Source organism: Labrys sp. (in: a-proteobacteria), assembly GCF_047605565.1.
GTDB lineage: Bacteria > Pseudomonadota > Alphaproteobacteria > Rhizobiales > Labraceae > Labrys > Labrys neptuniae.
Genome location: NZ_JASGFM010000006.1, coordinates 92,055 through 112,933, shown reverse-complemented (window position 1 = coordinate 112,933; position 20,879 = coordinate 92,055). Strand labels below are relative to the sequence as shown.

Sequence of the window (20,879 nt, the reverse complement as noted above, 5' to 3'; positions counted from 1 at the left end):
GTCATCAGGTCCTGAACCGAAGCCGTGCCCGCGACATGAGCTGGTCGACCAGGCCGGTCAGCCCAACTGCGTCACCGAACCAGCGTGCCATCAGATAGACACTGCCGACATAGGTCACCAGATAGACCGCGCCGGCAGCACCGATCCGGACCAGATTCATGACGATATCCGTGCTGTCTTGAAACAGGGTCGAGACATAGACCAGGAAAAGCGCACTGATCACCAGCGCTGCACAGGGCCCGACAAAGGCGGCAAGCTGGGCACGATAGCTCAACCCGATCATCGATTTCACCGCCATCATGGTCGAGACCAGCACCGCAAGCGTGGCAAGCGCCTTGGCGGCAATGGCTCCCATAACCCCGAAGCACAGGATACCGGCGATGGTGAGCGGCACGCGCACGGCAAACTCGACCAGGTTCCTGAACGTGATCTGGCGCGACTTGTTGAGGCTGACGGCCAGGGGCGCCATCGGCAGCGCCGGAATGGAGCCGATGCAGGCCAGGGCGATGCCGGTAAGGATGGGGGCGGCCTCGGCCCATTGCGGGCCGAGAAAGACATGGATCAGGTGCTCGGCCATGATGGCGCCGAAGCAAAGGATCGGCGCCATCAGCAGGAAGATGCCGACGCTCGCCTTGAGATAGCTGTTCCGAAGACCGCCATTCTGATGCGCATTGACGAAGGCCACGTTCAGCGGCGTTCCGAGCGGGGCAGCCAGGACCTGGAACGGCAGCGAGGAAAGATCGTTGGCCATGACATAGCGCCCGAAGGCGGCGGGCGGAATGAAACGGGGCAGGATGAAGCGATCCGCCTGCCAGTTGATGGCCGACAGGATCTGCGACATCAGGTTCCAGGTCAGGATGTCGGCAAAGACCGGCCAGGCCTTCAGCGTCAGGCGCGGGCGCATCGGTGCGAGCCAGTAGGAACCGACCAGGGCCACGAAGGCCACCAGAATAGTTCCGAGCGCGATCGACCAGTAGCTTCGCGTCAGGATGGCCACGATGATCGCGGTGGTGACGGCAATGGTCTTGCTGGTGATGTCGAGCCCGGCCTGGCGGCGGAAATCCATGCGCCGGTTGAATTCCACCAGCATGGGGCTGACGCAGCCGCGCATGGCCGGCGCCAGGGCCAGGCTCATCACCAGGGGCACCAGCCGGGGCTCGCCATAAAAGAAGGATATCGGCCAGGCGCAGAGAATGAAGAAGCCGGCAATGATCAGTCCGCGCAGGGCTCCCAGCGTGAAGGCGGTGTTGTAGACCTCCGCGGTCGGCTCGGGAACGCGCAGCATGGCAGCGCCGAGCGGCAGTTCCATCACGGCCTCGACGATGAAGATCAATGTCATCGCCATCGCGACCAGGCCGAAATCGCTGGGTCCGAGGAAACGGGCCAGCACGATCAAGGCAACGAAATCCACCGACTTGCCGGCAAGCCGCGCTCCGGCGGTCCAGGCACCGGCCTTGGCCGTCTGTTTCGAAAGTGCGCCGATTTCAGCCCTCATGGCGGCACAGGCTCCCCTCTGCCTGCCTTCGTAAGGCCCAAGCAGTTTCGAAGCCGGCGCCGGAAGTTCCGCGCTGCCATTGAGGGTGTGCGATCAGGATCATCATCGAGGTTGAATTGTATGGAACGTGGATATCACGGCGCGACGACCGGAGCCTTTCATCAGCGAACAAAAATCTCGAGCTGGGGGTTCGTCCCCCAGACCGAATATCAAAACAAGTCGTGGCTTATCCGGCCGCGGATGACCGCCGATGATGACGGCTGCTACCAGCGATAGCTATTTTATGCAAAGGCCTCGCAGCCTGACAGCTATCCATTCGAAGGATCGCCAAAAGGGAACCACTCCCCCTTTTGGGAGGTGGTCCGCGCCGCACCCTCTGGGCTATCCTCAGGCAGCTCGGCAAAGACCTGGCGGCTCCCAATCATCACACATCAGCAGCCCGTTGCAACGCTCCGTCGACGGAGCACCCGCGAGCCTGAAAGGAATTCGTACCCATGAGTCCCATCACTCGGCGCCTGTTCCTGGCCCTTCCCGCCCTGGGCCTGTCCGCCGCACCGGCATGGGGACAAGCCGTACCGGACCTCAGCGGCTACAAGCTCATCTTCAGGGACGAATTCGAGGGAACCGAGCTCGACCGCGACAAATGGCATATCGGCACCAACCCCAAGGGCGAGCAATGGGGCTCGGACAGCTATTTCGTCACCGCCAGCCAGGCGGACGCCGAGCTGTTCGGCCAGGTCTACCAGGTCGCGGACGGCAAGCTGCGGATCCGGGCCAATCACAAGGCCGACTTTGCCGATCCCACCGGCTGGAAGCGCAAATGGTATTCCGGCATGATCAGCACGGCTTTTCCCAACGGCAAGCCGCCAAGCGCAGCGTTTCGGCGAGGCTATGTCGAGGTCCGCCAGAAGTTCCCGGCCGGAAAGGGCGTGTGGCCTGCCAATTGGGCCCTCAACCTGAAATCGCAGACCCCTGAGGGCGATCCGCTCGGCTCCATCGAGATCGACGGGCTGGAAGCCTATGGCGTCGACATGACCATCTTCCACACCATCGTCCACAATTGGGGAAACAAGACATCTTCCCCCGCCATGTCGCAAAAGCTCCCCGACCTGAGCGCCGATTTCCATACCTATGGCTATCTGGTGGGCGACAACGAGGTTTCCGCTTTTCTCGACGGCAAGCTCGTCCACACGGTTTCGCTGTTGCGGGCCGACAGTGTCGACCGTTTCTTCTGGATGTTCAACCTGGCCATGGGCGGCGGCTGGCCGATCAGCGTTCCCCAAAGCGGCCATTACGACATGCTGATCGACTATATCCGCATCTATTCCAAGGATCCGGACGCGGTGGCCATCAACCCATGACCTCTAACCATGACCTCTAACCCATGACCTGGGCCCTGGCGGGCCTGACGGCCTCTGCTGTCTGCCTTCTGGCCCCCGAGTCGAGGTCGCAGGTGGCGCAGGCAATGCCGGCCAGCATGTAGAAGGGCAGGCCGAGATCGATCAGGGTACCCGAGATCGTGGCCATGATCAGGCCTACGAGGCAGCCGATCCGCACGGCGGCGCGCAGCTGGATCGTGGCCCAATCAAGGGGACGGATAGCGGGCTTGAACAGCACCATCAGGATGAAGATCCCGTAGGTGAGTGCGCCGATGGCGCCGAGATTGGCCAGCACTGCCAGCGGGAAGCTCGAGGCGCGCACCGTGCCGATGCCGGCTCCCAGCCCATAGGTCGCAAAGAATGTTTCGAGCGCCGTCTGGTTCCACATGCCGCGCTCCGCCGCAGACTGGCTCGTTCCCTTGTTGAGCACGAAGTCCTGCATCATGCCGTAGATCGTTTCTGCCAAGGTGGGGGTGAGCAGTACGGCTGCGACGATGACGGCAAGCAGCAGGGGCGCGAAAGCCAGATAGGCATAGACGCTGCGCGGCAGGGGCCCGCCGCGCACCAGGCGCAGCAGGGACTCCGCATAGAGGATCGCCAGCACCACCGGCAAGGCGACATAGCCGCTGGTGGAAGTGCAGAAGATCACCAGGAGCAAGTTGATCAGCGCCAGCCAGAATGTGAGTTGAGGGCGGATATTGCCGAGCCAGAGCCGGAGGGCAAAACTGCCGGCCCACATCGACGACGAGGCAAAGGCCGCGGCCTCGGTGAAGGAGCCGTTGATGCGCTTGAGCCCGTTGACCACCGTGTCGTCATGCATGGTGTAGGTGGTGTTGCGCATGAAATCGAGCAGGAAGGCGGTTCCCGTCCAGAAGGTGGCGAGATCGACGACCGCGAAGAAAATATTGAGGGCGCAATAGGCCACCACGGCATTGGTGACGGCCTCCAGGCCTTCCCTGGTCCGCGCAACGATGTAGCAGATCAGAAAGCAGACGATGTCGCCGATGAAGTAGACGCTCTGCGTCAGATTGCCGGTGGTGGGAGAAAGCGGCACCAGAATGGGCGCAGAGCCACCGTCAGAGGTGGCACCGATGGCGGCGACATAGGAGGCACCGGCGAAGAAGCGCGGCAGGATGAAGGCGCCGACAATGCCGACAGCCGCGGTCGCGACGAACCAGAATCCCTCGCGCGGAAAGGTGAGGCGTGCCGTGACGACCGACCAGGTGCCCGGGCGTGTCAGGACGGATGCCGCCGTGAATCCCAGCAGCAGATGGGCCGGCTGGATGGTGGTGCCCGCCAGGATGAGCGCGGCGGAGGAACCGAAGATCATGCAGGGAATGAGCATGGAAACGCCGAAAACCGGCCCTCGTCTCAAAGCCAGGATTCCGAGCAGAATGAAGAAGACACCAATAGGTTCCAAACTCACGCGAGGCCCTTTCCGTCTGCCCCTGGCAGAGCTCGTTCCAGCGGAAACGCGCCTTGCCCTCAGTCCTCGCTTCGGCCGCCACTCGAACCGTGGCATGCTTGTGTTCCGGCCCGGGAAAAACGTTCCGGAATGGCCCCGCTGGTGCAAAAATGCCGGCACGGGTTGTGCCATCGGTACAGTATCACATCGTGGCGCCCGATGATTCCAGTTCATGCGCCCGCCGAAATATGGCAACCGCCGCGGCGATACCGGCCCGATGGGGCTGATCCAGCGGGCTCTTCTAGACAATGGCGCCGGCAGCCGACAGATATCCATTCGACGGATATCACACAGAAGGAGCCCCCTCCCTTTAGCCAAGTGGCCCGCGGCGCGCTTTTATGGATTATTCTCAAATCGTCTTGGCCATGATGCCGCCGGTTTCGAATGTCGAAGCTTGGCGGAAGGATCTTGCCACAGCGGTCAGCCCCGGCGACGCAACCACTCCATAGCGACGAGCCCTTCGCAAGCCGCATCGACAAGAAACTGTTTGGCGTTTTCCATTTCCGACGAGAGCTGGCCTTGCGCATCCTGCATGTCTTGAATCATACACGCCGCCTCAACGGGCATGTGCACCTCACCATCGATCTCGCCTGCATGCAGGCACAGCTCGGCCATGAGGTGGCCATTGCCAGCGGCGACGGCGATTTCGACGCCTTGCTGGCTGCCCATGGCGTGGAGATCATCCGGATCGACCAGCGCCAGAAGCCCCTGGTTGCGCTGCGGGCGGTCGCCGCTCTCACCCGGCTGTTGCGTTCGCGCCGTTTCGACATCGTGCATGCCCATATGATGACGAGCGCGGTGCTGTGCTGGCCGGCCTGCAAGGCTGCGGGTGTGCCGCTGATCACCACTGTCCACAACGAGTTCGCGCGCAGCGCCGTCGCCATGGGCGTGGGCCGGCGGGTGATTGCCGTGAGCGACGCCGTCGCCCGTTCGATGGCCAAGCGCGGCATCCCGGCCTCCCGCATCCGCACCGTGCTGAACGGGAATATCGGCTCGCCGCGCCTCTCGGCGCCGGCCGGCCCGCCTGCGGCGCTTGGCACGCCCTCGATTCTCTATGTCGGCGGCCTGCACCCGCGCAAGGGGGCGCCCGTCCTGCTGCGGGCCTTCGAGCGGGTCGCCAGGGAAGTTCCCGGGGCCTCGCTCCATTTCGTCGGCGACGGCCCGCACCGCGCCGAATACGAGGCCATGGCCGCGGCCATGCCATGCGCAGCGGCGATCACCTTTCACGGTGGCTGGGACGACCCACGGCCTTTCTTCAGGGGAGCGGATGTCTTCGTGCTGCCCTCCCTGGCCGAGCCGGCCGGACTGGTGCTCTCCGAGGCCAGCGAGGCGGGCTGCGCCATCGTCGCTTCCGATGTCGGCGGCGTGCCGGAAATGCTGGATGGCGGCAAGGCGGGGCTGCTGGTGCCGCCCGATGATCCCGCTCGCCTGGCCCAGGCCCTGGTCTCCCTGCTCGTCACCCCCGGTGCCCTGCAGGACGGCAAGAGCCGTGCACACGCAAATGCCGCGCGCATGACGCTGGACCGCGTGGTCGAGGAGACCTTTGCGGTCTATCGCGAATGCCTGCCGGCCTCAGCCCCAGGTCAGCGGATCGAGGCCTAGATAGAAGTCGAGCCGCTGCCTGTCCGGTCGCTGCAGCCCGAGCACCTCGAACAGGCTGGCGAAGGCCGCTTCGGCCTGCTCCGGGCCGGACCAGCTCTCGCCGGCATTGGCCAGCATCAGCGCAAGGTCGACATAGCGATCCGCCGTGCCGAGGCGGCCGAGATCGATCATGCCGATGCAGCGCAACGTGGCGGGATCGACCATGAAATTGGGCATGCAGGCATCGCCATGGCAGATGACGCGATCCCTCATCTCTTCCGCGAGACGCTGTTCGCGCTGCGCCTCGAGCACAAGCAGGAGATCGGCTGGTACCACCTCCCGCTGCTCCGGCGGCAGGAAATCCGGATTGACGGCACCGCGCGCCACCACGTCGGCTGCGCGCGCCAACATGGTCGACAGGCCGCGTTCGAACGGGCAATCCTCGATCGCCAGCGCGTGCAGCGCGCCGATGCGGGCCGCGATCGACGGCCAAGCCTGCAATAGCTGATCACCGTCGAGATCGCTCGCCGGTACGCCGGCTATGGCGCTGGTGACCAGGCAGGCACCCTCCTCCCCTGCGCGCCAGTCGAGCACTTCCGGAGAGCCGAGCTTGAAGCGGCTCAGCCACTCGACCCGCCGGCGCTCCGCCTCCAGCGCGCTGGCGCCACGGCCCTGTGATAGTTTGGCGAAGGCCCCGCCATCGCTGCGACGATAGACGCTGTCGCCCGACTCACCGTGGCTGACCGCCAGCCATTCTCTTCCCAAGGGAAGGGCAGGCAACAGGCTGGGGGCATTGGCGGTCGAAGGCATGGCGAATCGCTTCAAATTGGGGGCCGTGACCATAATGCAGAATAGGGCGGCAGCTGGGCCGGTGTGCCGCGACCCTGATGCCCCTGGGGCGATTCCTGTCGGATGCCACGGGAAGGAGACTTGCTCATGGAGTTGACCATTCGTCCCCTCACTGCCGAGCTCTGGCCCGATTTCGAGGCCCTCTTTGGCGAGAATGGCGCGAGATCCGGCTGCTGGTGCATGTATTGGCAGATCGGCAGTCTCTACCGACGGCGAGCCCCCACCCAAAATCGCGCCGCCTTCCGGTCCGTGGTCGAGACCGGGCCGCCGCCGGGCCTGCTGGCTTTCGCCGACGCAAGCCCCGTCGGCTGGTGCCAGATCGGGCCACGTCCATCCATCCCCCATATCGACCGCGTCTGGCGGCTGCGATCGCCCGATCACAAACCGGTCTGGTCGGTATCCTGTCTCTACATCGCCAAGGGGATCCGTCGGCGGGGCGTCGCATCGCGCCTGATCGAGGCCGCAATCGATTTCGGCCGCGCCGGCGGGGCCACCACCATCGAGGCCTATCCGATCGACCAGCGCCTTTCGCCTTCCTCTTCCTCGACCGGTTTTGTGACCACCTTCGAGCGGCTCGGTTTCCGGTATGCTCCCTCCCCGACACCGGAGCGCCCGATCATGCGCCTCGACCTCGGGCAGGCCTCTAGCTGAATGCCCCCATTGGTTCGCAAGGGTTTTTGCCCTATATCAAGGGCCTTCAATCAATCGGAACCACCATGTCTGGCCTCGCCAACCGCCCCTATCTGAAGATGAACGGCATCGGCAACGAGATCGTCGTGCTCGATCTCACCGACGGGTCGCATGCCGTGACGCCGGCGGAAGCCCGTGCCATCGCGGCGCATGAGCCGTTCGATCAGCTGATGGTGCTCTATCCGCCGCAACAGGCGGGGAGCGACGCCTTCATGCGCATCTTCAACGGTGACGGTTCCCAGTCCGGGGCCTGCGGCAACGGCACGCGCTGCGTCTCCTGGTATCTGATGCCGGTGCTCGGCAAGGACCGCCTCATGCTGCAGACGCCGACCAGCCTGGTCGAGGCCCGGCGTGCGGAAGCGGATTTCACCGTCGATATGGGCCCGCCGGCCCTGGACTGGCAGGCGATCCCCCTCGCCCGGGACGCCGGCGATACCAGGGCGATCGACTACGCCTATGGCCCGGCTGGGGCTCCCGTCCTGCAATCGCCGAGCGTGGTGAACATGGGCAATCCCCACGCCGTGTTCTGGATCGACCGCGACCCGGCCGAGATCGATCTCGCCACCATCGGCCCGGCCATCGAGCACGATCCCCTGTTCCCCGAGCGGGTGAACGTCTCGATCGCCCAGGTCCGCGACAGCGGCCATATCGTGCTGCGCGTGTGGGAGCGCGGCGCCGGCCTCACCCGCGCCTGCGGATCGGCTGCCTGCGCCACTGGCGTCGCTGCAGCTCGGCTCGGTTACACCGGGCGCAGGACTCGCATCAGCCTGCCGGGCGGCGACCTCCGGATCGAATGGCGCGAGGCCGATGGCCACGTGCTGATGACCGGGGCAGCGGAACTCGAACATGAGGGCCGCTTTGCGGCCTCCTGGTTCGCCGACGCGGCATGACCGAGATCGTCACCTTCGGCTGCCGCCTCAACATTCACGAATCGGAGGCGATGAAGACGGTCATCGGCTCGCGCGACGACCTGACCGTGATCAATTCCTGCGCGGTGACGGCCGAGGCGGCGCGCCAGGCCAGGCAGGCCATCCGCCGGCTCAAGCGTGAGAATCCGCAACGACGGATCGCCGTCACCGGCTGTGCCGCACAGACCGATGCCGACCGTTTCACCGCCATGCCGGAAGTCGACTTCGTGGTCGGCAATGCCGAAAAGCTGAAAGCCCGGACCTGGGCCTCCCTGACCGAGACTTCGGGCAAGCTGGTCACCTCGGACATCATGGCGGCCGACGACATCGCCTTGCCTGAGATCGAGCGTTTCGAAGGCCGTGCCCGCGGCTTCGTGCAGATCCAGAATGGCTGCGACCACCGCTGCACCTTCTGCATCATTCCCTTCGGCCGCGGCAATTCGCGCTCCCTGCCGCCGGAGATGGTGATCGCGCAGATCCGCCGCCTGGTCGAGGCCGGCTATAAGGAAATCGTTCTGACCGGGGTCGACCTCACCAGTTATGGCCCCGACCTACCCGATCCCCTGCCCCTGGGCTCGCTGGTGCGTCGTATTCTGCGCGAGGTGCCGGACCTGCCGCGCCTGCGCCTGTCGTCCATCGATTCGATCGAGGCAGACGCCGATCTGATGCGGGCCCTGGCCGAGGATGACAGGCTGATGCCGCATCTGCATCTGTCGCTCCAGGCCGGCGACGATCTCATTCTCAAGCGCATGAAGCGCCGGCATTTGCGCCGGGATGCGATTCGCTTCTGCGCCGAGGCCCGGCGCCTCCGGCCCGACATCGTGTTCGGCGCCGATTTGATCGCCGGTTTCCCCACCGAGGACGAGGCGATGTTCACCCGTTCGCTCGATCTCATCGAGGAGTGCGGCATCACCTATCTGCATGCCTTCCCCTTCTCGCCGCGGCCCGGCACGCCGGCGGCGCGTATGCCACCCGTCGACGGTGCCGAGGTGAAGCGCCGCGCCGCCCGCCTGCGGGAGGCCGGCGACCGGGCGATGGCACGCTTTCTTGCCAGCGAAACCGGCGAGATCCGCGAGATCTTGATGGAGCGCGGCGGCATCGGCCGCACTGCTCAATTCGCCGCCGTGCGGCCCGACAGGCCCGCGGCCCCGGGCAGCTTCATGCGCGTGCGGGTCGAGGGGCAGCAAGGCCGGGAATTGCTGGCAACGGCGTTGTAGGCCGCGTCTCGGCATTGTCTTCGAAGCACGAACCTGCCGGCGAATGGCCGCACGTCGCCATATCCGCATCCTGGGAACCGGCAGGGCGTCAAGAGCGGGCAGCCACGATGTCGGCGCTCCGCACGACACAATTGCGCCATGTCTGATTCATCGACCATTCAGCCTGGGCGGGCCAAGATAGCTTCAACAGCACTGGCGTCGGCAAGATTTACGTAACGTTTACCTTGTTAGAATGCGCTCGAGAGATTCTGTGCGCATGATGGACTCGCCGACTGGAGCCTCGTGCCGAAACGTGGACGCCGGTCTTCGGCGGAAACGCGACAACAACCCACGGCATCGGGCCCGAACCCGAATTCGGGTCCGGCGCTGCAAACGGCCCCGGAGACCGGCGTGACGATTTCGCATTTCTTTCGATCGGCGCTCGGCGCCAGCCTTTTCCTTACAGCCGGCCTGACGCCTTCCCTGGCAGCCGCGGCCAGCGCCAGGACGGCGATCAATTACGGTGTCACCCTTGCCGGCTTCCCCATCGGCACGGCGAATCTCGCCATCAATCTGAGCGACGGCGGCCCCTACAAGATCGACGCCTCCGCCAAGGTGGGTGGCCTGATCCGGCTGATCAGCGACGGGCGCGGCTCGGCTTCCTCATCGGGAAAGCTCGGCTCCAGCCAGGTCCGCCCGACGGCCTATACCCTCACCTCGGTGGCGGGCAAGAAGCCGCAATCGGTGCAGATGGCTCTCGCCGGCGGCAATGTCACCGCCCTGCAATTGCAGCCCGACCTGCCGCCGCGCAAGGATCGCGTGCCGCTCACGGACGCCAACAAGCACGGCGTGATCGACCCGCTTTCTGCCGTGCTGGTACCCGTGACCGGCGGCCAGGCCCTCGATGCCTCGGCATGCCGACGTTCACTCCCGGTGTTCGACGGAGCGCAGCGTTTCGACATCAAGCTGTCCTATGCCCGTACCGAGCAGGTCAGCGGCAAGGGCTACGCCGGCCCCGCCATCGTCTGTTCGGCGCGCTATGTGCCGATCGCCGGCCACCGGCCTTCGCGCTCCCAGACCAAATTCATGGTCGAGAACCGCGACATCGAACTATGGCTTGCACCGATCGGCGAGACGCATGTGCTCGCGCCGTTCAAGATCATCATCGGTACCCAGATTGGACGCCTGACCCTCACCGCCTCTCGTTTTGGCGGCGATGCAGATTGAGCCGGATGGGGCTGTGCCAAAACGAAACATCGAGGTTAAACCTGATGTCGGCCCGTTTCGGCACTAGCCTATTTCAATCATCCCCAAGGATCGGGATTTCATCGTCCTTAGCCGACTATCGACTGATCCGCGTCGGCCCGATGACGAGCCGTTTCCTGTCTGGGATCGGCATCTTCTCCAGGCATTCGAGGCAGAACTGCCGCGTATAGCGATGTGCTTCCCCTTCCAAAGCCATTAACGCCCCTCGGCCAGGCAGTCGTTCGACCGATCTGAGCCGCCCGATTCGTCGGTGATTCGTTCAGGGTTTGGCTGCATTCCTCGCCCTGATTAACGAGAAGAGATCGGCTTTAAGTTGCCGGCTTAGTTTCTTGTTAGCCATGACCGCGGTGAGTGCAGACAGAAAACGCTCTTGAAGCCGCGATGCTCGAACTCGCTGTCCGTGCGCGGGTGCATCCAACGACTGCCAAATCAGCTTCGTTGGGACACCTCGATCCCAAGCCGTGATCCAGGCTCAGCCGTTCGCCTCTCGAACGGAGTTCGCCCGATTGTAGTCAGTCGATCTCGAAGACGCCCGTGACCGGCACGTGGTCCGAAGGCTTTTCCCAGCCACGGGCTTCGCTGAGAATCTCGATCGACCGGGCCGTGCCGGTCAGGCTCGGGCTCGCCCAGATATGATCGAGCCGCCGGCCGCGATTGGAGGCAATCCAGTCGGCCGCGCGATAGCTCCACCACGTATAGAGTTTGGCCGGCTCGGGCGTGAACTCGCGCATCAGGTCGATCCAGCCGCCAACGGCGATCATCGCCTTCATCGCCTCGGTTTCCACTGGCGTATGCGAGACGACGTCGAGCAGCTGCTTGTGGCTCCAGACATCATGCTCGAAAGGCGCGATGTTGAGGTCTCCCACCAGCAGGGCACGACCATTGGCTTGCGGAAAATCACCGGCAAACCACTCATGCATCTCCGCGAGAAAATCGAGCTTGTGGCCGAATTTCGGATTGAGCTCGCGGTCGGGAATGTCCCCGCCCGCCGGAACGTAGAAGTTGTGAACGGTGAGCGGCTGCTTCAGTCCGGCTTCAGCCCCAAGGCGGATCGAAATATGGCGGGCGTCGCCCTTCTGGCAGAACTCACGCTTGTCGACCATCTCGAAGGGCAAGCGCGAAAAGATCGCTACGCCGTGATAGCCCTTCTGCCCATTGAAGGCGATATGCTCGAAACCGAGCTTACGCACATCGTTGAGGGGAAACTTGCCATCCTCGACCTTGGTTTCCTGCAGGCAGAGGATGTCCGGGTTTTTCTCCCTCACCAAGCGCTCGACCAGCCCCATGCGCAGACGAACCGAATTGATATTCCAGGTGGTGAGGGTGATCTGCATGGAAAAAACACTCGGGTGAGGGTGGGCCGCCACGCCCGGCGTGGCATGTCTGTTTGGGGGAATAACCGCCGGGTAGGCAGCGTCTCCGGGTTGACCGAAGCCGATCATGGCGGACCCATCTCCTCGCTAGGTCTGAGGATCGGTCCGGCTGCGACCAGAAAGAAGTTGGCAGCTACGGCCCTCGATCCGATTCCGAAAACCGATCGGACCATAGGCTTTGCTATCTTGTCGTTTTTCCGAAAGCAGGATGAGCTTCCGGCCGGGACGGGCTAGCCACGCAAACGGCGGCAGAGATCGTCGAGTTGCTCAAGCGATTTGTAGCGAATCTTCAACTCGCCTCCATCGCCGCGATGATCGAGCACGACCTTGAGACCGAGCACGTCCGAGATCGTCCGCTCCAGCGCAATCGTATCGGGGTCCTTCTCGACGCGGCTGCGCGCCCGCAAGGTCTTGCCGGCACTTTGCGACTGGTCCTGCACGATGCTCTCGGCATCGCGCACCGACATGTTCTCGTCGATGATCAGTCGGGCCACGCTTTCGGGATCGGAGACCGACAGGAGGGCACGGGCATGCCCGGCTGTCAGTTTGCCGCTTACGACATTGACCTTGATCGCATCGGGAAGCTTGAGCAGACGAAGCGTGTTTGCCACATGGCTACGGCTCTTGCCGATGACCTTGGCAAGATCATTCTGGGAATAGGAGAATTCCTCGATCAGACGATCATAGCCAATCGCCTCTTCGATAGCGTTGAGGTCGGCACGCTGGACGTTCTCGATGATCGCAAGTTCGAGCGCTTCCTTATCCGAAGCTTCGACAATCGTTACGGGTACATCATGAAGTTCGGCCCGCTGCGCAGCACGCCAGCGCCGTTCGCCCGCGATGATCTCATAGGCATCCATGCTGCCGGCAACAGCGCGAACCAGGATCGGCTGAATGATGCCTTTCTCGCGAACAGAATTGGCGAGATCCTCGAGTTCTTCCTCGCTGAAATTCTGCCGTGGATTCTTGGGGTTAGGCCGCAGGAAGCCCGTCGGCACCCGGCGTTGGCCGCGGGCCCGTTCAATCGCCGCCCCCTCCTCGCCAGCGTCGCCGATCAAGGCGGCCAGGCCGCGCCCCAGGCGCGGACGCATTCTATCATCAGAAGTCATGATCGCTCCTTACGCAGCACGCAACAATTTCTCGCGCTGAATCACTTCGGAGGCGAGACGAACATAGGCCTGGCTACCTGGGCATTTGAGGTCATAGAGCAGCGAAGGCTTACCATAGGACGGCGCTTCCGAGACACGAACATTGCGCGGAATGACCGTCTGATAGACTTTCTCACCCAGGAAATCGCGCACATCCGCCATGACCTGCCCAGAGAGATTGTTCCGAGCATCATACATGGTCAGCACCACACCGTGAATGCTGAGATGGGGATTGAGCGAATTGCGCACCTGCTCCACCGTACGCAGCAGCTGCGACAACCCTTCCAGAGCAAAGAATTCACATTGCAGGGGCACCAGGACAGCATCTGCAGCTGCCATGGCATTCACCGTGAGAAGATTGAGTGAGGGCGGGCAGTCCACCAGGACATAGGAGCAGGGAAAATCACTCGACGAAGCCAAGGCGTGAATGGCCTTGCGCAGACGGAATGCGCGATCGCGCTCACCGGCGATTTCAAGCTCCACCCCGAGCAAATCCATATTGGAGGGCGCCAGATGCAGCCGTGGCACCACGGTTTCGACGATCGCAGCACGCAGATCGCAATCACCGACCATCACATCATAAGTGGTCCGCACGCGCTGCTTCATGCCGATACCGAGACCCGTAGAAGCATTGCCCTGGGGATCGAGATCGATGATCAGCACATCTTCGCCGATTGCGGCGAGGGCCGTGCCAAGATTGATGGCTGTCGTGGTCTTGCCAACCCCACCCTTCTGATTGGCAATAGCGAGAATACGCGGCAACGTCATGGCACCCATCTTTCCTGCAGCCCAAAGCGTGGAAACGGCATCTAAATGTCACCCGCCCAGGCGCTTTATCGCGGTTTTGATCGAAACAATCTGCCCGGTCGAGTCAGTAAGGCTCGGTATCAATTCCGCCTGGATATTCCAATATTTAGTTGCCTGGGTCAATTCCTGCCCTACATCTTGTCCCTTGAGAAACAGCGCCTGCGCGCCCGTTTTCAACAGCTCCTCGCTATAGTCGAGCAATTCTGGTAGCGATGCCAGAGCGCGCGCCGTGATCATATCCGCGCCGTCCGACCAGCCAGATACGAAATCTTCGATTCGAAGGGCATGCACTGTCGCGGGCGCGTTGGTTATGCGGGCCACTTCTCGCAGAAAGGAGGCCTTGCGTCCGTTCGACTCGACGAGATGCACTCGAAATCCCGGGATGGACTTGTTCGCTATTGCCAGGACCATGCCGGGAAAGCCGGCACCACTGCCGAGATCAACAACCGTCCTGGCATTGCCCAGCAGAGGAAGCAATTGAGCGCTGTCGGCTATATGCCGGGTCCAGACTTGCGAAAGGGTGGACGGCGCCACCAGATTCTTGACCCTCTGCCAGCGTTGCAGGGCATCGACATAGAGGTCAAAGTCTCCAACTGTTTCACGTGAAACAGGGAGGGATCGCAAGGCTGCTTGGCGGTCAGTGTCCAGAGTCATGCCCGGACCATGGCTGATCCGGCTTCTTGAGGCAAGCAAGACCTGGAGTAATCCAACGCTACGGCTAGCCCGAACCGTGTGGGTTTGAGAACGCTCGCTCGTCAGCCACCTGCCTCAACCCGGCTGCGCTCCCTCATACTTCGAGCGGTTCGATCGACGTTCTCGAAGCTATTCGATACGAGTCCGAATCGATCAAAGGATTGCTCTTGCCTGCTTGCGCTTGCGTAGCGCTGCCAGCAGAAGGGTGGTTGCCGCCGGCGTGATACCGTCGATCCGGCTCGCCTGGCCAATGGTCCGCGGTTGCACGCTGGCGAATTTCTGCCGGGTCTCGTTGGAAAAGCCAACGACAGCCTGAAAGTCAAAATCACTAGGAATTTCAATGTCTTCGTCACGGCGAAAGGCCGCCACATCCGCCTTCTGCCGCTCCAGATAAACAGCATATTTGGCTTCGATCTCGACCTGCTCCAGCACCGTCCCCTCAAACTCGGCCGCCTCAGGCCACAGCCGGGCCAGATCGGAGAAACCGACATTGGGATAGGCGAGGAGATCGAAGGCGGAGCGCCTGACGCCGTCGCGGTTGATATGGATGCCGGCAACCTCCGCCTGGTTCGGCGTCACCGAAACGGATCGGCTCCAGACCAGGGCCGCGTCGAAGGCGGCCTGCTTGGCCTTCCAGGCCCGTTGCCGCTCCGCTCCGACCAGGCCGAGGGCGAGGCCCCGGTCGGTCAGGCGCCGGTCGGCATTGTCGGCCCGCAGGGTCAGGCGATATTCGGCCCGCGAGGTGAACATGCGATAGGGCTCGCTGACGCCGCGGGTAACCAGGTCGTCGATCATCACGCCGATATAGGATTCGTCGCGGCGGAAGCTCACGCCTTCACCGCCAGCGGCTCGGTGGGCTGCATTCAGGCCAGCAACCAGGCCCTGCGCACCCGCTTCCTCATAGCCGGTGGTGCCATTGATCTGCCCGGCCAGGAACAGCCCACGTACCCGCCGCGCCTCCAGCGTGGCGTCGAGCTCGCGCGGATCGATATGGTCATACTCGATGGCATAGCCGGGTCGGATCATCCGAACCTTCTCCAGGCCGGGAATGGTCACCAGCATGGCCTGCTGCACATCCTCGGGCAGGGAGGTCGAGATACCGTTCGGGTAGACGGTATGATCGTTCAAGCCTTCCGGCTCCAGGAAGATCTGGTGGCCGTCCCGCTCGCCAAAGCGTACCACCTTGTCCTCGATCGACGGGCAATAGCGCGGGCCCCGGCTTTCAATCTGCCCCGAATAGATTGGAGCCCGGTGGATGTTGTCCTGGATGACCTTGTGGGTCTGCGGCGTGGTGCGGGTGATGCCACAGGAAACCTGCGGATTGGGCAGCTGTGTGGTCAAGGTCGAAAAGGGTTCCGGCGGCTCGTCGCCGGGCTGCATCTCAAGCGAAGCCCAGTCGATGGTTCGGCCATCGAGACGGGCCGGCGTGCCCGTCTTCAGCCGTCCCAGCTCGAAACCGATACGGGCAAGGGTCCGGGAAAGGCCGAGTGCCGGAGCCTCGCCGACACGGCCCGCCGCAATCCTGGTATCGCCGATATGGATGATGCCGCTCAAAAAGGTTCCCGTGGTCAGGACAACCGATCCGCATCCGAATCGATCACCCTTCGTGGTCGTGACAGCCCGGACCTGACCATCCATGATTTCGATATCATCGACTTCCGCCTCGATCACGGTCAGATCGGCCTGCTCGGCAATCGCCGCCTGCATGGCGGCCGCGTAAAGGGCTCGGTCCGCCTGTGCCCGCGGCCCGCGCACGGCGGGTCCCTTGCGGCGGTTGAGCACGCGGAACTGTATGCCGCCCTGATCGGCGACCCGTCCCATCAAACCATCGAGCGCGTCTATCTCGCGTACGAGATGTCCCTTGCCGAGCCCGCCGATCGCGGGGTTGCAGGACATGGTGCCGATGGTCTCGGCTCGATGGGTGATGAGAGCCGTCCGGGCGCCAAGCCGTGCAGCGGCCGCCGCCGCCTCGCAGCCGGCATGGCCGCCACCCACCACGATCACATCGAATTGCCGGTTCATCATCGAATCCATTCGCCCGCCATCCGCGGCTTCGAACGCCCATTCGTCATTGCAAACGCAACCATACGGATCCAGGCATTGAACCCAGGATCGTCCGGCTGCGCTGACAGTGACGGCGCAAATATCCGTGTTTCGTTGCAGCTCTTACGCCGAAGCAGCCTCTGCGTCAAAACCAGCGTGAGATCGAGAACCCGAAGAACCGAGACCGACCCAAACATAGCGGCATTTCCGGATGCCTCGTTCCCACCTACTTGCCGATGCAGAATTCCCGGAAGATCACGTCATAGATCTCGTCGATGTCGACCCTGCCCGTCAGCCGGCCGATGGCCCGCACGGCCAGGCGCAGATCCTCGGCGACGAATTCCACCGGCGTTGCCTCATCCGCCGCCCGCACCGTGGCCAGGTGCGCCGTCACGGTCTCGAGTTCCCGGCGATGGCGCTCCCGCGTCACCAGGGCGGTCTCGCCACTCTCCAGGGCCTTTCTGGCCGCCTGTTCGAGCCGCCCGAGCAAGGCGGGCATGCCTGCGCCACTGCGGGCCGACAGGCCGAGCTCGAAGCCCGCAGGCAGAGTGTGGGGCGGGGGGTCTTGGCTATCGTCCTGCTTGGTGAGAACACGCAGGAGGGGAGCGGGCAGCTCGGGCGGATCGGCACGAGCATCGCCGGCCTCCAGCCAGATCACCAGATCGGCACGGTCCAAGCTCGCCCGAGCCCGCTCCACGCCGATAGCCTCGACCACGTCGTTCGTCTCGCGCAGGCCGGCCGTGTCGATCAGGGTCACCGGATAGCCGCCAAGATCGAGATGGACCTCCAGCGTATCGCGGGTGGTGCCGGCAATGGGAGAGACGATGGCGACATCCCGCCGGGCCAGAGCATTGAGCAGCGTGGATTTGCCGGCATTGGGCGGGCCCGCAATCACCATTACCGCACCCTCGCGCAATCGCTCGCCGCTGCGCGCGCCTCGCAAGGCCATCTCGATCTCCGCCAGCAAGGCCTCAGCCCCGGACCGGACCGAGTGGAACAGGGCAGGGACGTCCTCTTCGTCCGGAAAGTCGATCTCGGCTTCCATCAAAGCCAACAGGCCGGCAAGGCGCTGCCGCCAAGCCATGGCCGCCCGCTCCAGCGCGCCACCCGCCTGGCGCAAGGCCTGGCGCCGCTGGCTTGATGTCTCGGCCTCGACCAGGCTGGCGATACCCTCCGCCGAGGTCAGATCCATCCGGCCATTGGCGACGGCCCGCCGGGTAAACTCACCCCGCTCGGCCAGGCGAAAGCCCGGCAGGGCGGTCAGGGCCGCGATCACCCCGGCAATGATGGCCCGGCCGCCATGCACCTGCAATTCGGCGACATCCTCGCCCGTGAAGCTGGCCGGGCCCGGAAAGAACAGCACCAGCGCTTCGTCGAGCACCTCGTCGTTGCCGGGATCCTTCAGACGCCGCAACGCGGCACGGCGCGGCTGCGGCACACTTCCGGCAATCGTTTCCAATCCGAATCGAACCGAGGGACCGGACAGCCGGATCACGGCAACACCGGCACGGCCGACACCCGAGGCGAGCGCGACGATGGTCTCAGCCATGAGCGAACACTCCGCCCGCCCGGACAGATCCCGCCCTTGATGACACCGAAGCGCTTTCACTTCCCGGCCGGCGACCCCATACTCTCTTCTCGAAGGAGAGGCTGCCATCATGTCCACCGCGCTGCAAAACAACCTCGCTCATGAAACCAGCCCCTATCTGATCCAGCATGCCGGCAATCCGGTGCATTGGCAGCCCTGGGGCGAAGAGGCCCTGGCGCTTGCCCGGGCCCAGAACAAACCGATCCTGCTCTCCGTCGGCTACGCCGCCTGCCATTGGTGCCACGTCATGGCCCATGAGAGCTTCGAGAATCCCGACATCGCCGCCGTCATGAACGAGCTTTTCATCAACATCAAGGTGGATCGCGAGGAAAGGCCCGATATCGACCAGATCTACATGACGGCTCTTCACGCTCTCGGGGAGCAGGGCGGCTGGCCTCTCACCATGTTTCTCACACCCGGTGGCGAACCCTTCTGGGGGGGCACCTATTTCCCGCCTGAATCGCGCTATGGCCGTCCTGGCTTCGTCGACGTGCTCCGGGCCATAGCCAAGGCCTACCACACCGATTTCGAGCGGGTCGGCCGCAATCGCCAGGCACTGCTTGGCGTGCTCAACCGCATCCCCCAGCGTGGCGATCGCGCCTTCGGTGCCGACGGCCTCGCCCAGGCGATCGCTGCCTTGGCCGGCATCACCGATCCCGTCAATGGCGGCACCAAGGGTGCGCCGAAATTTCCGAACGCATCCTATCTCGAATTGCTCTGGCGCGGCGGACCGGGCAGCGAAGCCCGCAAGCTGATGCTGCTGACGCTGGAGCGCATCTGCCAGGGCGGCATCCGCGATCATGTCGGCGGCGGCTTTGCGCGCTACAGCGTCGATGAGTATTGGCTGGTGCCGCATTTCGAGAAGATGCTCTATGACAACGCCCAATTACTCGAATTGCTGGCGCTGGCCTGGCAGGAGACCAAACGCGATCTCTATCGCCAGGCGGCCATCGAACTGGTCGAATGGCTGCAGCGCGAGATGCTGGCGGGAGACGGACAAATCTCGAACAGCGTGGCTTTTGCCGCTTCTCTCGATGCCGATTCGGAGGGGCATGAAGGCCGCTTCTATGTCTGGAAACCGCATGAACTCGTCGAGATCCTCGGTGTCGATGATGCCGAATTCGTGGCCCACACCTTCGACATCGCCGACGGAGGCAATTGGGAAGGCCAGTCCATTCCCAATCGTCTCGGCAAGGACGACCTCGAGCCGGCGCTCGAAATAGGCTGGCAGGATCTGCGGCCCAGGCTGATTGCTGAGCGGGCCAAGCGCGTCGCGCCAGCCCGCGACGACAAGGTCCTGGCCGACTGGAACGGTCTCGCCATTGCAGCGCTTGCCCGTGCTTCCGTCATATTCGACAGGCCGGACTGGCTCGCTCTTGCCCAGGCAGCCTTTCGTTTCGTCGCCGAATCCATGGCCGACGGGCCGCGCCTCGGCCATTCCTGGCGCGAGGGCCGGCTGCTCAAGCCGGGCCTAGCCAGTGATCTCGCAGCCATGATCAGGGCGGCGCTGGCCCTGCACGAGGCCGGAGCGGGGCAGGCCTATCTCGATCGGGCCCTTGGCTGGGCAGAGGCGATCGAACGCGACTATGCCGATGCCGAGGGCGGGGGATATTTCCTCACCGCAGAGGACGCTGCGGCGCTGATCACCCGGCCGCGCTCCACCCTCGACGATGCCGTTCCCAACGCCAACGGCATCATGGCGGACAATCTGGTCCGTCTCGCCGCCCTCACCGGTGAGCAACGCTGGCTACAGCGCGGCGACGAGATGTTCACGGCATTGTCGCCGGCAATGGCCGGCAATGTCTTCGGCCACGCCTCCCTGCTCAATGCCCTCGACCTCAGGCTCCATGGCCTGGAAATCGTGGTGCTGGGCAGCGGGGCGGCGGCCGATCAGCTTTACCGCTCTGCGCTCGATCAACCCTTTCCGAGCCGGACCATCCTGCGGGCAGCGCGGATTGAGGAACTGCCAGCGGGGCATGCCGTGCGCCAGGCCGATGCCGGTGGCGGGCCGGCCGCCTTCGTCTGCTCGGGGCAACGCTGCTCACTTCCTGTCGGGGATCCAGCGGCGCTCGCCGAGACGATCCGGTCCATGCGGGGCGCCTAGGCAAAGCAAGCACCGCCTGTTTCACGTGAATCACCGGCAGCCTGTTTCACGTGAATCAGGTGGGAAGGCCATGCGGTTCAACCTAAGCGACGTCGAAGTTCGCACGGCCTCTATCGAGGCGTTCCCCCTACAGGAGAGCGGTTTGGGGTCGGAGGGTGATTCACGTGAAACAGGGTTAATTGTATCCGGTACTTCCTGCCGCCGTTCATACCGATTGGCCCTGGAGGCAATGTCTACCTTCGCATGGGAACCAGAATCGCCCCTTCTTGCTCGCAACCGGTCCATTCCGTTTCC

General features: G+C 63.7%; 16 protein-coding genes. 7 read left to right on the top strand and 9 right to left on the bottom strand.

Going from position 1 to position 20,879, the window contains the following annotated elements; translation table 11 throughout:
• Positions 1–4: 4 nt before the first annotated feature.
• Positions 5–1,495: a lipopolysaccharide biosynthesis protein gene (locus QM672_RS08500; protein WP_311934041.1), complete on the bottom strand. Its 1,491-nt coding sequence runs from the start codon at positions 1,493–1,495 to the stop codon at positions 5–7.
• A 494-nt stretch (positions 1,496–1,989) separates the two neighbouring features.
• Between QM672_RS08500 and QM672_RS08495 the strand changes: the two genes are divergently transcribed.
• Positions 1,990–2,856, top strand: a complete 867-nt coding sequence (locus QM672_RS08495; protein WP_415081924.1) for a family 16 glycosylhydrolase — start codon at positions 1,990–1,992, stop codon at positions 2,854–2,856.
• Positions 2,857–2,872: 16 nt separating this feature from the next.
• Here QM672_RS08495 and QM672_RS08490 read toward each other — a convergent pair whose 3' ends face one another.
• Positions 2,873–4,300 carry a hypothetical protein gene (locus tag QM672_RS08490; protein ID WP_311934043.1) on the bottom strand — a complete coding sequence of 476 codons (1,428 nt, stop codon included), beginning with the start codon at positions 4,298–4,300 and terminating at the stop codon, positions 2,873–2,875.
• Positions 4,301–4,858: 558 nt separating this feature from the next.
• Between QM672_RS08490 and QM672_RS08485 the strand changes: the two genes are divergently transcribed.
• Complete coding sequence (locus QM672_RS08485) at positions 4,859–5,941, top strand: glycosyltransferase family 4 protein (RefSeq protein ID WP_415081922.1); 1,083 nt, start codon at positions 4,859–4,861, stop codon at positions 5,939–5,941.
• Here QM672_RS08485 and QM672_RS08480 read toward each other — a convergent pair.
• On the bottom strand, positions 5,912–6,730 hold the full coding sequence (locus QM672_RS08480; RefSeq protein WP_415081920.1) for an APH(3'') family aminoglycoside O-phosphotransferase: 819 nt from the start codon (positions 6,728–6,730) through the stop codon (positions 5,912–5,914). The two genes, QM672_RS08485 and QM672_RS08480, sit on opposite strands and share 30 nt — an antisense overlap.
• A 126-nt stretch (positions 6,731–6,856) precedes the next feature.
• Between QM672_RS08480 and QM672_RS08475 the strand changes: the two genes are divergently transcribed.
• From QM672_RS08475 to QM672_RS08460, 4 genes are all read left to right on the top strand, one after another.
• Entirely contained in the window at positions 6,857–7,420 is a 564-nt protein-coding gene (locus QM672_RS08475) for a GNAT family N-acetyltransferase (RefSeq protein ID WP_415081918.1), read from the top strand.
• Between the two features lie 65 nt (positions 7,421–7,485).
• Entirely contained in the window at positions 7,486–8,349 is an 864-nt protein-coding gene (dapF, locus tag QM672_RS08470) for a diaminopimelate epimerase (RefSeq protein WP_311934047.1), read from the top strand.
• A complete protein-coding gene (gene mtaB, locus QM672_RS08465) occupies positions 8,346–9,584 on the top strand; it encodes a tRNA (N(6)-L-threonylcarbamoyladenosine(37)-C(2))-methylthiotransferase MtaB (protein ID WP_415081915.1) in 1,239 nt (412 codons plus the stop codon). Before dapF ends, mtaB begins: the two co-directional genes overlap by 4 nt.
• 390 nt (positions 9,585–9,974) lie before the next feature.
• Positions 9,975–10,790, top strand: a complete 816-nt coding sequence (locus QM672_RS08460) for a DUF3108 domain-containing protein (RefSeq protein WP_367623533.1) — start codon at positions 9,975–9,977, stop codon at positions 10,788–10,790.
• 551 nt (positions 10,791–11,341) lie between these two features.
• Here QM672_RS08460 and xth read toward each other — a convergent pair.
• From xth to mnmE, 6 genes are all read right to left on the bottom strand, one after another.
• Positions 11,342–12,163 (bottom strand): exodeoxyribonuclease III, encoded by an 822-nt coding sequence (gene xth / locus QM672_RS08455; RefSeq protein WP_311934050.1) that lies wholly within the window; start codon positions 12,161–12,163, stop codon positions 11,342–11,344.
• 269 nt (positions 12,164–12,432) lie between these two features.
• Positions 12,433–13,311, bottom strand: a complete 879-nt coding sequence (locus QM672_RS08450) for a ParB/RepB/Spo0J family partition protein (protein ID WP_311934051.1) — start codon at positions 13,309–13,311, stop codon at positions 12,433–12,435.
• A 9-nt stretch (positions 13,312–13,320) separates the two neighbouring features.
• Positions 13,321–14,127, bottom strand: coding sequence for a ParA family protein (locus QM672_RS08445; protein WP_311934052.1), 807 nt, complete (start codon positions 14,125–14,127; stop codon positions 13,321–13,323).
• A 39-nt stretch (positions 14,128–14,166) separates the two neighbouring features.
• Positions 14,167–14,811, bottom strand: coding sequence for a 16S rRNA (guanine(527)-N(7))-methyltransferase RsmG (gene rsmG / locus QM672_RS08440; RefSeq protein ID WP_367623534.1), 645 nt, complete (start codon positions 14,809–14,811; stop codon positions 14,167–14,169).
• Between the two features lie 192 nt (positions 14,812–15,003).
• Positions 15,004–16,872 (bottom strand): tRNA uridine-5-carboxymethylaminomethyl(34) synthesis enzyme MnmG, encoded by a 1,869-nt coding sequence (gene mnmG / locus QM672_RS08435; RefSeq protein ID WP_415082051.1) that lies wholly within the window; start codon positions 16,870–16,872, stop codon positions 15,004–15,006.
• Between the two features lie 247 nt (positions 16,873–17,119).
• Positions 17,120–18,442: a tRNA uridine-5-carboxymethylaminomethyl(34) synthesis GTPase MnmE gene (gene mnmE, locus QM672_RS08430; protein ID WP_415081910.1), complete on the bottom strand. Its 1,323-nt coding sequence runs from the start codon at positions 18,440–18,442 to the stop codon at positions 17,120–17,122.
• A 109-nt stretch (positions 18,443–18,551) separates the two neighbouring features.
• On the opposite strand from mnmE, the gene QM672_RS08425 reads away from it, so the two are divergent.
• Positions 18,552–20,585 carry a thioredoxin domain-containing protein gene (locus tag QM672_RS08425; protein WP_415081908.1) on the top strand — a complete coding sequence of 678 codons (2,034 nt, stop codon included), beginning with the start codon at positions 18,552–18,554 and terminating at the stop codon, positions 20,583–20,585.
• Positions 20,586–20,879 lie beyond the last annotated feature (294 nt).